Origin of the sequence: Mycobacterium sp. (assembly GCF_046330795.1) — a bacterium.
GTDB lineage: Bacteria > Actinomycetota > Actinomycetes > Mycobacteriales > Mycobacteriaceae > Mycobacterium.
Genome location: NZ_JAXLSA010000001.1, coordinates 839,629 through 854,840, shown reverse-complemented (window position 1 = coordinate 854,840; position 15,212 = coordinate 839,629). Strand labels below are relative to the sequence as shown.

Annotated in this window: 3 protein-coding genes; all 3 read left to right on the top strand. The window is 70.8% G+C overall.

Going from position 1 to position 15,212, the window contains the following annotated elements; all coding sequences use genetic code 11:
- The first annotated feature begins 4 nt into the window (after positions 1–4).
- Genes U0R18_RS04055 through U0R18_RS04045 form a run of 3 tightly spaced genes read left to right on the top strand, consistent with a single transcriptional unit; the run spans position 5 to position 15,203 of the window.
- Positions 5–5,341 (top strand): type I polyketide synthase, encoded by a 5,337-nt coding sequence (locus U0R18_RS04055; protein ID WP_526366176.1) that lies wholly within the window; start codon positions 5–7, stop codon positions 5,339–5,341.
- Positions 5,341–10,758 carry a type I polyketide synthase gene (locus tag U0R18_RS04050; protein ID WP_526367408.1) on the top strand — a complete coding sequence of 1,806 codons (5,418 nt, stop codon included), beginning with the start codon at positions 5,341–5,343 and terminating at the stop codon, positions 10,756–10,758. The genes U0R18_RS04055 and U0R18_RS04050 overlap by 1 nt, the downstream gene beginning before the upstream one ends.
- A complete protein-coding gene (locus U0R18_RS04045; RefSeq protein WP_526366174.1) occupies positions 10,755–15,203 on the top strand; it encodes a type I polyketide synthase in 4,449 nt (1,482 codons plus the stop codon). Before U0R18_RS04050 ends, U0R18_RS04045 begins: the two co-directional genes overlap by 4 nt.
- The last annotated feature ends 9 nt before the right edge of the window (positions 15,204–15,212 follow it).

Genomic DNA, 15,212 nt, shown 5'->3' with positions numbered 1-15,212 from the left:
CGCGATGTCGAGTGCAGCCCCGGATCGTCGATCGATCATTGCCGATGCGCTGCGCAAGATCGATGACCTGACCGAGCGTCTGCAGATCGCGGAGGAGGGGGACACCGAGCCGATCGCGGTGGTCGGCATCGGTTGTCGCCTGCCCGGCGGCGTCAACGACCCCGAGCAGTACTGGCAGTTGCTGCGCGACGGTGCCAGCGGTGTGGTGCGGGTTCCCGAAAACCGTTGGGATGTCGAGGAATTCTATTCGGCGGAGCAGCCCGTCCCGGGCACCATGTGCACGCGCGAGGGCGGGTTCCTGACGTCGTGGCAGCCCGACGAGTTCGACGCGGAGTTCTTCGGCATCTCGCCGCGGGAAGCCATCGGGATGGATCCGCAGCAGCGACTGCTGATGGAGGTCACCTGGGAGGCGCTGGAGAACGCGGGGGTGACCGCGACGCAGATCCGCGGTTCGCAGACCGGCGTGTTCGTCGGGCTCACCACCACCGACTACATCGCGCTCGGCTACGAGCGAAAAGGCGGCCCCGAGGACGTCAACCCCTACATCACCTTCGGCAACGCCTCCAACTTCGCGGCGGGCCGGTTGTCGTACTTCCTGGGCGCGCAGGGTCCCGCGGTGGTGGTGGATACGGCGTGTTCGTCGTCGTTGGTGACGATTCACCTGGCGGTGCAGAGCCTGCGTCGGCGTGAGACCGATCGGGCGATCGCCGCGGGCGTGAACCTGAATCTCCTGCCCGACAACTTCATCGCGTGCTCCCAGTGGGGCATGTTGGCGCCGGACGGTCTTTGCAAGACCTTCGATGCGGCCGCCGACGGGTATGTGCGTAGTGAGGGCGCCGGGGTGGTGGTGCTCAAGCGGCTGCGTGACGCGGTGGCCGACGGCGACAACATCTGGGCCGTGGTGCGCGGAACCGCGGTCAACCAGGACGGTCCCAGCAGTGGGCAGACGGTTCCGTCGGGTCCGGCGCAGCAGGCGGTGATGCGGTCGGCACTGGCCGCGGCGCGCGTAACGCCGGCCGAGGTCGATTACGTCGAGGCGCACGGGACGGGTACCCAGCTGGGTGATCCGATCGAATTGGACGCGCTGGCAGCGGTTTTCGGTGATCGTGGCGACTCGGCACCGTTGGTGCTGGGATCGGTGAAGACCAATATCGGCCACCTCGAGTCGGCGGCCGGGGTGGCCGGGTTCATCAAGACAGTGCTCAGCGTGCAGCGCGGCGTGATCCCGAAGCATCTGTACTTCGACGCCCTGACGCCGCATGCGGGTCCGGGCGCGGCGAAGTTCACCATTGCAGCGCAGGAGCTGGCGTGGCCGGCGGTGGATCGGGTGCGTCGGGCCGGGGTGTCGTCCTTTGGCGTCAGCGGCACGAATGCGCACGTGATCGTGGAGCAGGCGCCGGACGCGGAGGTTGCGCCGGCTGCTGCGGCGCCGGTGGTGTCGTCGTTGGTTCTTTCGGGGAAGTCGGCGGCCCGGGTCGCGGCACAGGCGGGCGTGTTGGCGGAGTGGCTCGACGGGGCCGGATCCGACACGGCACTGGCGGATGTCGCGCATACGTTGGCGCATCATCGGAGTCGGTTCAAGACGGTGGCGGGGGTCTGTGCGCGGGATCGGGCCGGTGCGATCGCCGGCCTGAAGGCCCTGGCCACCGGAGATTCCGCGCCCGGCGTCGTCGACCCGCACCTGCGGCCCATCGCCGGTGGCCGGGTATTCGTCTACTCCGGTCAGGGCTCGCACTGGCCGGGCATGGGCCGGCAGCTGTTGGCCGATGAGCCGGTGTTCGCCGCGGCGGTCGACGAGCTCGAGCCGGTGTTCGCCGAGCACGTCGGGTTCTCGCTGAAGCAGATCCTGACCGAGGGCACCGAGATCAGCGGCGACGCCCAGGTCCAGCCCGTCATCATGGGCCTGCAACTCGCGCTCACCACGCTGCTGCGCTCCTACGGCGTCGAACCCGCGGCGGTGATCGGTCACTCGATGGGCGAGGTGACGGCGGCCGTCGTCTCCGGTGCGCTGACGGTTCCCGACGGCCTGAAGGTCATCGGGTTCCGGTCCAAGCTGATGTCGAAGATGGCCGGGCAGGGCGCGGTGGCGCTGGTCGAACTGGACGCCGAGGCCACCGAAGCGCTCATCGCCGGACATTCCGGGGTGAGCATCGCCGGCTACCTGTCGCCGCGCCAGACCGTGATCGCCGGCCCGCCGGACCAGGTGGACGCGGTGATCGCCGCTGTTGCCGCCCAGGACCGCTTCGCGCGCCGGGTCAACATGGAGGTCGCGTCACACACCGCCTTCATGGATCCGATCCTGCCCGAATTGCGTTCGGCCCTGGCCGATCTGGTGCCCAGCGCCCCTGCCATTCCGTTCATCTCGACGGTCACCGAGGACTCCAGCGCACCACGTCTGGACGCCGACTACTGGGTGGCCAACGTCCGCCAGCCGGCCCGGGTCAGCCAGGCCGTCACCGCCGCCGCGGCGGACTACGGCACGTTCCTCGAGGTCAGCCCGCACCCGCTGCTGACCTACAACATCGGCGACACCCTCGAAGCCACCGGATCCGGCGACAATGTCACCGTCAGCTCCGCGCTGCGCCGGGTGGACGACGAAACCGTGTACTTTCACACCCAACTCGCCACGCTCGGCGCACCCGGCCGGCCGGCCGGGAGTGGCCGACCGGTCCAGCTGCCCCCGTCACCGTGGCAACACGACACCAGCTACTGGGTCGAGGACCATTCGCAGCAGCGCCGGGTGGCCGATCTGCATCCGCTGCTCGGGCCGCACGTCGAGATGCTCACCGGCGGCGAGCACATCTGGCAGACGGAACTCGACGCCCGGGCGCTGCCGTGGCTGGCCGACCGAATCCAGGGTCAGCCGGTTCTCTCGGCCGCGGGTATCGCCGACATGGTGCTGTCCGCCGGCCGTACCGCTCTGGGACTACCGGTGGAGGGGATCGAGGTCACCGACCTGCAGATCGAGCAACCGCTCGTCCTCGACCAGCCGACGCGCGTCACCACCCGGTTCGCGCCCGCCGACACCGGCTACCGCGTCGAGATCCACGCCAAGGCCGCCGCCGGTTGGCGCCGGCACGTGGTGGCGACCGTGCTCGCCACCCCGGGTCCGGTTCCGGCGGTGCCGGCCGAACCGGGTGCGGGCTGGACCGAGACCGACATCGCGCTGCCCGACGACGTCCCCGGCGACGCGCAGTACGCCGTCCATCCGGCCCTGCTGGCGTCGGCGTTGCAGGCGCTGGCCGCGGCCATTTCGGCCGATCAGGACGGAACCGTCCAGCTGCCAACGACTCTGGCCACCGTTCGGGTGTTCGGCCACGTGGGCCGGCGGGCCCGCTGCCGCATCGAGCCGGGCCGGATCCTGCTGGTCGACGACGCCGGGGCCGCCACCGCGGAACTCAGCGGCATCGAGTTCGCCGCGGTGGATCCCGGCTCGCTGCCCACCTCGCTCGACCAGATGACCTTCACCACCGAGTGGGTGGAGGCCCCGCTGGCCGCCGGTCAGGCCGCCCCGGGCAGCTGGGTGCTGCTGGCCGACGGCGACGCCGGGACGAAGGCACTGGTGGCCACCTTCGCCGCCCGGTTCGAGTCATCGACCCGACGGCTGATCACCGCGGACCTGACCGACGACGCGGCCGTGGCCGCTGCCGTCGCGAAGGCGGCGGCGGACCCGGACCTCCCGGCAGCCGGCATGATCGCGTTCATCGACCGGGGCGGGTTCGACGCGACCGACCCGGACGGCACGCTGCGGCGGTCCCGCGAACTGATCGTCGCGCTGTCGCAGGCGGCTCGCGCGGCCGCTGCCGGCTGGCAGGGCAACTCGGCACGGCTGTGGTTGATCACCCGTGACGGCCTGGCGGTTCGGGACGGCGAGTCGGGCGACCCGACCGCCGGCGCCCTGCGTGGTGTCATCCGAACCTGGCGATTCCCGGGCGAATTGGCCCGCACCCTGGCCGAGGAGCCCGATCTGGGCGCCACGCTCGTGGATCTGGACGGCGAGGACGCCGATGTGGTCACCGCCGTTCTGGACGAACTGGCCTCGCCGGTTCGCGACGACGTGATCGCCCGCCGGGCCGGGGTCCGGTACGCCGAACGGCTGACTCGGGCGGCTGTCGCCGCGGGTGCCCAGGACGCCGCCGTCCGGCCGGACGGCGCCTACATCATCACCGGCGGCCTCGGCGGCCTGGGCCTGGTCTTCGCGACGTGGCTGGCCGAGCGCGGCGCCGGGCGCATCGTGCTCAGCGGTCGGCGTGAACCGTCCGCGGATGAGCAGCGCCGGCTCGACCAGCTGGGAGCCACCGGTACCGAGATCGCTTATCTCCGTGGCGATCTCGCCGCGCCGGACGTGGCCCAGCGCCTCGTCGCCGCGGCCGAGGAGACCGGCCGGTTGCTGCGTGGTGTGCTGCATTCCGCCGGCGTGCTCGACGAGAGTCTGGTCTCCGCGGTCACCGCCGACGGGCTGGAACGCGTGTGGGCGGCCAAGGCGACCGGTGCGATGCGGATGCATCTGGCCACCGCCGACCGGCCGCTGGACTGGTGGGTCGGCTTCTCGTCGATGGCCGCGCTGCTGGGCCTGCCGGGGCAGTTGTCCTACGCCACCGCCAACGCCTGGCTCGACGGCTTCGTCACCTGGCTGCGGGCGGCGGGTCGGCCCGCCACCGCGGTCAGCTGGGGGCAGTGGTCCGACGTCGGTATCGGCGCCTCGATGACGCTGAGCGTCCTGGACCCGATCTCGCCGGCCGAGGGGGTGGACGCCCTGCAGACGCTGCTGGGTCAGCACCCGGCCCACGTGGGTGTCGCCCGGCTGCGCCTGGATCGCGCGCTGACCGCCACGCCCGAATTCCGCGACCTCGGTTACTTCGAGGCCGTGGTTGCCGAGGCCGACACCCGGCAGTCCGCCGACGGCCCGGCCGCCGAGGACGGCGACGGATCCGTCGCGCCGGTCGAGGATTGGTCGGCGATGACCGGGGACCAGCGGCGCGACGGGCTGAAGGCCGGCCTGCAGGCCATCCTGGGCCATGAGCTGCGGATGCCCGCGCGGTCGGTCGACGTCGAGCAGCCGTTCCCCGAAATGGGGCTCGATTCGATGATGGCGATGACGGTCCTCAAGCAGACCCAGCAATTGGCCGGGATCGACCTGTCGGCGTCGATGTTGTGGAATCACCCCACGATTGCGCAGTTGGCGAACCACTTGGCCGAACTCTTGGAACCGGACGAAGAGCCGGTCAGCCCCCTGCAAGATTCCAACGACGACGCCGACAGCCTCGGCGGCGGGGTGTTGGACGAACTGTTCGAGAGCGTGGAATCCGCTCCCGGCCGTAGTGAGAGCAGCAGCTTGTGATCAAGACGATTTTCAACCGCGTGTCGGCCATGTCGGCCGAGCAGCAGACGGCGCTGGACGAGCAGTTCACCAAGGCGTCGCGCATCGCGACCGCCGAGCCGATCGCCGTGGTCGGCATCGGCTGCCGCCTGCCGGGCGGGGTGGTGGGCCCCGAGTCGTACTGGAAGTTCCTGACCGCTGGTGAGGACGCGATCGGTGAGATCCCGGCGGACCGCTGGAATGCCGACGAGTACTACGACCCGGACACCTTCGCCCCGGGTCGGATGGCCTCGAAGTGGGGTGGCTTCGTCGATGACGTCGCCGGGTTCGACGCGGAGTTCTTCGGGATCTCCCCGCGTGAGGCCGAGGCGATGGACCCCCAGCAGCGGGTGATGCTCGAGGTCGCCTTCGAGGCGCTCGAACACGCCGGCGTCTCCCCGGAGGAGCTCTCGGGTCTGCGGGCCGCCGTCATGATGGGTGTGTATTACACGGAATACCAAGGTATTTCGGCTGCGAACCCCGACCACATCGATGCCTACTCGGCCACCGGGAACGCGCACGCGGTCGCGGTGGGCCGCATCGCGTACCTGCTCGGGTTGCGCGGTCCCGCGGTCGCGATCGACTCGGCGTGCTCGTCGTCCCTGGTGACCATTCACCTGGCCTGCCAGAGTCTGCGGCTGCGCGAGAGCGATCTGGCCCTGGCCGGCGGCGTCAGCCTGATCCTGCGCCCGGAGACCCAGATCGCGATGTCCAAGTGGGGCATGCTGTCCCCGCGCGGCAAGTGCCACAGTTTCGACGCCGGCGCCGACGGATTCGTCCGCGGCGAGGGTGCGGGCATCGTGGTGCTCAAGCGGCTCACCGATGCGATCCGCGACGGCAACCAGGTGTACGCGGTGATCCGCGGTTCGGCGATCAACCAGGACGGCCGGTCCAACGGGCTGACCGCGCCCAACACCCAGGCGCAGGTCGACGTCATCACCCGTGCGCTGCGCAGCGCCGACGTCGCCGGCAATTCGGTGAACCTGATCGAGGCACACGGCACCGGCACCGCGCTGGGCGATCCGATCGAGTTCGAGGCGCTGGCCGGGACCTACGGGCGCGGTGAGGGTCCGTGCGCGCTGGGTGCGGTCAAGACCAACATCGGGCATCTGGAGGCGGCGGCCGGGATCGCCGGCTTCATCAAGGCGGCGTTGTCGGTCCAGCACGGCCAGATCCCGCCCAACCTGAACTTCACCAAGTGGAATCCGGCGATCGACCCGGCGCCCACCCGGCTGTACGTGCCCACCGAGCTCACGGACTGGCCCCAGACCGAGGGCCCGCGTCGCGCCGCGGTGTCGTCGTTCGGCCTCGGCGGCACGAACGCGCACGTGGTGCTCGAGCAGGGGCCCGAGCCCGTCCCGGCCGCCGCACCGGCATCCGCCGTCACCACGCTGACGCTCTCGGGCAAGACCGATGAGCGTGTCGCGACCTGGGCGAAGACGCTCGGCGACTGGCTCGAGGGGCCGGGCGCCGAAGTGCCGTTGGCCGACGTCGCCCAGGCGCTCGGCCATCGTCCCCGGCAGGCCCGGGTGGCGGCGGTGTGCGCGCGCGATCGCGGCGAGGCGGTCGCCGGGCTACGGGCCCTGGCCGAGGCCCGCCCCACCCCGGGCGTGGTGGCTCCGCATCAGCCGGTCACCGGCCCGGGCACGGTGTTCCTCTACTCGGGTCAGGGCTCGCAGTGGGCCGGTATGGGCCGTGAACTGCTGACCACCGAACCGGCCTTCGCCGCGGCGGTCGACGAGCTCGAACCCGACTTCGTTGCGCAGGTGGGCTTCTCGCTGCGCGATGTCCTCGAATCCGGCGAGCCGGTGGTCGGTATCGACCGGATCCAGCCGGTGCTGGTGGGCATGCAGCTGGCGCTGACCGCGCTGTGGCGGTCCTACGGCGTGGAACCCGATGCGGTGATCGGACATTCGATGGGCGAGGTGGCCGCGGCGGTCGTGTCGGGCGCGCTGTCGGCCGCCGACGGCCTCAAGGTCATCGCCACCCGGTCCCGGCTGATGAAGCGACTGTCCGGCCAGGGTGCGATGGCGCTACTGGAACTGGACGCCGACGGTGCCGAGGCGTTGCTGGCCGACCATCCGGATCTGACGGTCGCGGTGTACGCGGCACCCAACCAGACGGTGATCGCCGGCCCGCCCGACCAGGTGGATGCGGTGGTCGCCGTGGTCGACGCGCAGGGCAAGCTGGCCCGCCGCGTCGAGGTGGACGTCGCCTCGCACCATCCCACCGTCGACCCGATCCTGGGCGAATTGCGTAGCGAGCTGGCCGATCTGGCGCCGCGGGCGCCGAAGATCCCGCTGCTGACCACCGTCGTGGACGAGGGCGTGGTGCCCGCCTTTGATGCCGCCTACTGGGTGGACAATCTGCGCAAGCCGGTCCGGTTCAGCCGGGCCGTCACCGAGGCCGCCGCCAACCACGCCACGTTCGTGGAGGTCAGCCCGCACCCGCTGCTCACCCACGCCATCAACGGCACCCTGGAGTCGGCGCGCCCCCGGGGCGACGTCCAGGTCGGCGGGACACTGTACCGAGACAACCCCGAGACGCTCTCGTTCCACACCCAGCTCGCGGACCTCGGGTCGTCGGCGAAGTCGGCGCCGGGGTCCGAAACCGATGGTGGTGCACGGAGTTTCATCGATCTGCCGCCCACGCCGTGGCAGCACGTCAGGTACTGGACGTCGGCGTCGGCCGCGGCCCGTCAGCCGGCCCACGCCCATCCGCTGCTGGGTCAGCATGTCGAGATGCCGACCGGCGACCACGTGTGGCAGGGCGACGTCGGCACCGATGCCGTCCCGTACATGGTGGACCACATCGTGCACGGCCAGGCCGTGATGCCGGCCACCGGTTTCGCGGAGATCGCGCTGGCCGCCGGCTGCGAGGCACTCGGCCTGCCGCCCGAGCGGGTGGCCGTCAACCGCGTCGAGGTCGAGCAGATGCTCCGCCTCGACGGGTCCACCCCGGTCACCACCCAGCTGCTCGGTTCGGCTGGGGAGAAACGCGTCGAGATCCATTCGCGCGCCGCGGACGGCAACTGGCGCCGGCACGCGGTCGCGACGGTCGAAGCGATCGCCCCGGCCACCCCGCCGGCCCGGGTCGTCGCTGCCAGCTCAGCGGACGGCACCGTCGTGGCACCGGCGGATCTGTACGCCGGCCTGCGCCGGACCGGGCTGCACCACGCCCAGGCCTTTGCCGCGCTCACCCGCATCGTCCGGCTGCCCGGCGGCGTCTCCGAGGTCGAGATCGTCCTGCCCGACGAAGCAACCGCACACCGCAGTTACCGCATCCACCCGGTGATGTTCGACGCGGCCCTGCAGGCGCTGGCCGCCGCCATCCCGGACGAGATGCTGGCCGGCTCCAGCGAATCGACCTACCTGCCGATCTCGTTCGAGGCCATCCGGGTGTTCGGCGACGTCGGGCGCCGCGCCAAGGCACGGGCCGAGCTGAACACCGTCGATCCCGAGGCCGCCGGTCTGCAGGGCCGCGTGGTGGTCACCGACGACGCGGGCAATCCCACCGCCGAGATCACCGGCATCTACATGCAGCGCGTGCAGCGGCGCACCGTGCCACTACCGTTGTCGCAGAAGGTGTTCGACACCAGCTGGGTCGAGTCCGCAGCCCGGCCGGCCGCCGAATCACCCACCGGCAGCTGGCTGGTGCTGACCGACGGCACCGACACCGAGGGGCCCGCGACCGAGTTCGTCGGCCGATTCGGCTCGGCGACACGGCGATTGATCACCGCGGACATCTCGAAGGAGTCCGAGGTGCTGGCGGCCTTCGCCAGCACGGCCGATGATCCGGCGCTGCCGCCGGCCGGGGTGATCGTGTTCGCCGGCAGCCGGTCGTTCGACGGCACGGCCGCCGGTGACGCGCTGACCCGTGGCCGCGAGTTGGCCTGGTCCATCGCGGCCACCGTGCGTGCGGTCATCGGGGGTTGGCACGGCAAGCCGCCGAAACTGTGGGTGGTCTCGCGAAACGGTTTGGCGGTCAACGGTTCCGAGGGTGGCGATCCGGCGATCGGCGGCCTCAAGGGCCTGATCCGGACGCTGGCCTACGAGCACCCGGATCTGCACACCACGCTCGTCGACATCGACGGCGCCGCCGCGGATGTGCTCGCGCCGGTGATCATCGAACTCGAGTCGGGCGGCACAGGCACCACGGATGATGTCGTGGCCTGGCGCGATGGAACCCGGTTCGCCGAACGCCTCGGTCGGGCGAACCTGGACACCACCAAGGATCCGGTGGTCCGGCCCGACGGCGCGTACGTCGTCACGGGCGGGCTGAGCGGTATCGGTCTGTTGGTGACGCGCTGGCTCGTCGAGCACGGCGCCGGCCGCATCATCCTCAACGCGCGTTCGCAGCCGTCCGAGGAGGCCCAGGCGATCCTGGCCGAACTCGGCGAGAAGGCGCAGATCGAGGTCGTCAACGGCGACATCGCCGACGCCGGCGTGGCCGAACGCCTGGTCGCCGCCGCCGAGGGCACCGGTCTGACGCTGCGCGGCGTCGTGCACAGCGCCGCGGTGCTCGAGGACCAGATCGTCGCCGCCCTGAGCCGCGACAGCCTGGAAAAGGTCTGGGCGCCCAAGGCGATCGGCGCCCTGCGGCTCAACGAGGCCACCGCGGGCAAGGAGCTCGACTGGTGGATCGGTTTCTCCTCGACGTCCTCGCTGCTGGGTTCGCCCGGGCAGGCGGCCTACGCCGCCGCCAGCTCGTGGCTGGACGGCCTGGTCGATTGGCGCAGGGCCAGCGGTCTGCCGGCCACCACCATCAACTGGGGCCAGTGGTCGGATATCGGCCTCGCGCGTGAATTGACCTTCAGCGCACTGGATCCCATCAGTCCCGACGAAGGCATGGAGGCCTTCACGGCGATCGTGGCCAACACCCTGCCGCGGGTCGGGGTGGCCCGCTTGCGGTTGGATCGCGCGGCCGCGGCGTTCCCGGAGATCCAGCAGATCGGGTTCTTCGCAGTCCTGGCCGAGGAGCTCGACGTCGACGCGGCCGACGACGACTGGGCCGGCCCGGAGGCGCTGCGGGAGATGGATCCCGCCGAGGCGAACCGCGTCGTCACCGCGCGGCTGGCACAGCGCATCCTGGCGATCATGGGTCACGCCAAGGGCAGCACCCTGGCCGTCGATCAGCCGCTGACCGAGCTGGGTCTGGACTCGTTGATGGCCGTGCGGATCCGCAACACGGTCCGCGCCGACTTCGGCGTCGAGCCGCCGGTTGCGCTGCTGCTGCAGGGCGCCTCGCTGACCGACCTGACCACCGACCTGACCCGCCAGCTGGGGCTGGAGGGTCAGCAGACCACCGAGGCCACGGACGGCGTCCGTGACCGCGCGAACAAGCGCGCCGCGGCCCGCCAGCGTGCCGCCGCACGGCGAAAAGTAGGAGATCGAGCGTGACCAGCAACACCGACAATTCGGCAGATTCGTTGCCGGACAACGCGATTGCCGTCATCGGCATGGCCGGCAGATTCCCCGGCGCCGATTCGGTGACGGAGTTCTGGGACAACCTGCGTGAGGGCAGGGAAACGATCGTCACCCTCTCGGAGGACGATCTGCTGGCCGAGGGCGTCAGCCCCAGGGCGCTGGCCAACCATTCCTACGTGCGGCGCGCCGGACTGATGCGCGGCATCGACGAATTCGACGCCGGCTTCTTCGGCTTCACGCCGCAGGCCGCGCGCACGATGGACCCCCAGCACCGGCTGTTCCTGCAGGAGGCCTACCACGCGCTCGAGGACGCCGGTTACACCCCGCCGAAGATCGATGCCACGGTCGGTGTTTTCGCGACCAGCACCACCGGCGGCTACCTGCTGCACAACCTGATGTCGCACTACGACCCCGAGTCGGTCATGGGCGAGGGCATCACCTTCGACATGGTCAACCTGTCGATGTCCAACGACAAGGACTACCTGGCCACCCGGGTGGCCTACCAGTTCAACCTGAGCGGGCCGGCGCTGTCGGTCCAGACCGCCTGCTCCTCGTCGCTGGTCGCGGTGCACCTGGCCTGCCAGAGCATCCTCAACGGCGAGTCGGACATGGCGCTGGCCGGGGCCGCGTCGCTGCGCGTCCCGCACCGCGTCGGCTACTGGCACGACCCGGGCTCGATGGTGTCGGCCACCGGGCACTGCCGGCCGTTCGACGTTCGCTCCGACGGCACCATCTTCTCCAGCGGCGTGGGCGTCGTGGTGCTCAAGGCGTTGCAGGACGCGATCGACGACGGTGACCGCATCCATGCGGTGATCCGCGGTTCGGCGCTCAACAACGACGGTTCGACCAAGATGACGTACGCCGCGCCGACGGTGGCCGGCCAGGCCGACGTCGTCGCCGAGGCGCACGCGGTCGCCGAGGTCGACGCCGCCAGCATCAGCTATGTCGAGACCCATGGCACGGGCACGCCGCTGGGCGACCCGATCGAGATCGAGGCGCTGCGACAGGCTTTCGAGATCTCGGAGGAGACCCGGCCGGGTCCGTGCTACATCGGCTCGGTCAAGTCCAACATCGGCCACCTGGAGTCGGCGGCCGGCATGGCGGCGCTGATCAAGACGATCATGTGCCTGAAGCACAAGGCCATCCCGGCCACGTTGCACTACACCAGCCCGAATCCCGAGTTGCACATCGACAAGGGCCCCTTCGTCGTGCGCAACGAGTACGGCGACTGGGAGTGGGACGGTGTTCTGCGCGCCGGTGTCAGCGCGTTCGGGGTGGGCGGCACCAACGCCCACGTCGTCCTCGAGGAGGCTCCGGCCGTCACTCCGACCGTCGATGTGGCCGGCCCCAAGGTGCTGCTGCTGTCGGCGCGCACCCCGGAGGCGTTGACCGAGGCCCGGGCCGAGCTGGCCGCGGATCTGGTCCGTCCCGGCGCGCCCGCGCTGGCCGACGTGGCCCATACCCTCGAACGCCGCCGTGCGGACAAGGTCCGGATGGCCGCGGTGGTCGCCGACCGGGAGAACGCGTCGAAGGTGCTGACCGCCGAGGAGCACGACAACGTGTTCATCGGTGAGGCGATCGACGGAACCGTCGCCAGCGCCAGCGCAGAGCGCGTGGTGTTCCTGTTCCCGGGCCAGGGCGCCCAGCACATCGGGATGGCCCGCGATCTGTACGACTCGGAGCCCGAGTTCGCCCGGCACTTCGACGAGTGTGTGGCGGGCTTCGACGCCGAGCTGGGTACCGACCTGAAGGCGGCCATCTTCGACGGCAGCGCACGGGATCTCGAGCGCACCGACCGCACTCAGCCCGCGCTGTTCACCGTGCAGTACGCCCTGGCGAAACTGCTGGAGAGCTACGGCATCGTGCCGGCGGCCATGGCCGGGCACAGCATCGGCGAGTACGCCGCCGCGACCATCGCGGGTGTCTTCGACCTCCCGACGGCCATCAAGGTCGTCGCGATGCGGGCCCGGCTGATGCACACCGCGCCCCGCGGCGTGATGGTGGCGGTCGCCCTCGGGCCGGAGGCGATCGCCCAATACCTTTCCGACGACGTGGATCTGGCCACGGTCAACGATCCGGGCGGCTGCGTCGTGGCGGGTACCGAGGAAGGCATCCGGGCATTCCAGGCGCGGCTGGCCGAGGCGGGCATCACCGCACGCAAGGTCCGGACGTCCCATGCGTTCCACTCGCGGCTGATGGATCCGGTGCTGCCGGAGTTCACCGGGTTCCTGTCCCGGATCACCCTGCGGGAGCCGCAGATTCCGCTGTTGTCGAACCTGACCGGCACCTGGCTGAGCGCGGGGGAGGCGACCAACCCGGCGACCTGGGCCCGCCAGATCCGGGCCACCGTCCGGTTCGCCGACGAGCTCGGCGTGCTGCTGGCCGACCCGAACCAGGTGTTCGTCGAGGTCGGTCCCGGTGGCACGCTGACCGCCTCGGCGATGCGGCATCCGAAGTGGTCGGAGCGGCACCGCGCGGTCCGGCTGATGCGCCACCACGCGCAGAGCCGCAACGACCGGGACGCGTTCCTGCTGGGCCTGGGTCAACTCTGGTCCGCCGGGGTGGACGTCGACTGGTCGCCGCTGAACGCCGGTGCCGAGCCGCACCTGGTGTCGCTGCCGGGGTATCGCTTTGCCCGCGAACGGCATTGGGTCGAGCACAAGCCGTTCGAAGGGCGTGCGGCCGACGGTGCCGGGGCTGCCGGGGCGGGCGGGGTCAATGGCACCGAGTTGCCGGCGGCCGCGACGGCCGCCGCGCAGGGTGGCGCCGGTGGCCGGTCACCGCTGGAGGCCACGCTGACGCGGATCTGGACGCAGTGCCTGGGCGTCGCGACGGTCGATCGGAACGCCAACTTCTTCGACATCGGCGGCGACTCACTGGTGGCGATCAGCGTCGCGATGTCGGCGTCGCACCAGGGGCTCGAGCTGACCCCACAGGATCTGTACGACAACCCGACGGTCGCTGCGTTGACCAGGGCGCTGACCGCGCGCTACGCCGCGGGCGGTCTGGCCCGGCACTCGTTCACCGAGGTCGAGCATCCGCCGGTCCCACCGAACCTGGACTTCTTCCTCGAACAGGGGTTGGCCGACCGGGGCCGGTGGCGCATCCCGCTGATCCTGCGGTTGCGCCCGGACGTCGCGATCGACGACGTCCGCGCGGTGCTCACCGCCGTCACCAACCATCACGAGGCGTTGCGGCTGCAACTCGCGGAGCGGGCGGGTATCTGGGAGCAGCACATCGGTGAACAGCTCGAATCCGTTGAGGTGGCGCAGGATTCGCTGCCGGGCGGCCTCGAGCCGGGCAGCGAGCAGGAGCGCGCCGCGGTGTTCGAAATCCTCGAGCAGCTGATCGCCGGCCAGGATCTGACGGCGCCCCCGCTGGTGGCCACACTCGTCACCGGCGCATCGGGCGGCCCGTCCTATCTGGCCCTCGCCGTGCACGGCATGGTTGCCGACGAGGCGTCCCGCGAGATCCTGGTGACCGACATCTTCACCGCGTTCGGGCAGCGGATGAACGGCCAGGACATCACGCTGCAGCCGGTTTCGGCGCAGTGGGGCGAGTGGTCGCAGCGCTGCGCCGGGCTGGCCACGCACCCGGCGGTGCTGGAGAGCCGGGACTACTGGCTGGCCAACGCGACCGCGGCCGATCTGCGCCTGCCGGTCGCCGACGCGGCCGACGGTCCTGCTGCGGGCGATCTGGTCCGGCTGTCGTCGGTGTTGAGCGTTGCCGAGACCGGCGAGGTCGACGAGGCGCGGCGCAATCGCGGGGTGGCGGTCGAGGAGGTGCTGCTGGCGGCGCTCGGTCGCACGCTGGCCGGCGTCGCCGGGTCCGGCGTCGCCGCGGTCGATCTGGGCGGGCCGGGGCGTTCGGTGCTGCGGCCCGATGTCGATCTGGGCCGGACGGTGGGTTCGTTCACCACCGTGTACCCCGTCGCGCTGCGGTGCGCGCCGAGTGCCGAGCTGGGCGCCCAGGAACTGCTGGACGCGGTGCACGAGACCGTCACCGGGGTTCCGCACCACGGCATCGGCTATGGGCTGTTGCGTTACCTGCACGCGCCGACCGCACGGTCGTTCGGCACGGTCCGATCCTCCGACATCGCGTTCACCTACGCGGGCACCATCCCCGACATGTCGGCGTTCGCCTCCGACGAAGCCCCGGTGCAGTTTGACACCGACGCGGAATCGCCGGTGCGCGAGGCGGTCCCGGGTCTGGGACATGCCTTGGAACTGCGCGTGTACCGGTCCCGCGGACAGCTGCACGTCGACTGGTGGTACGACGCGCGCCGCATCGACGCAGCCGCGGCGCAGGCCCTGGCCACGGCCTTCGGTACGGAACTGTCAGGACTGGTCGCCGAGGCCGCCATCGAAGAAGAACTGGATTCGGCGAATGACGAGCTGACGCTCGTCGAGTTCGACTGATGTCCGGCT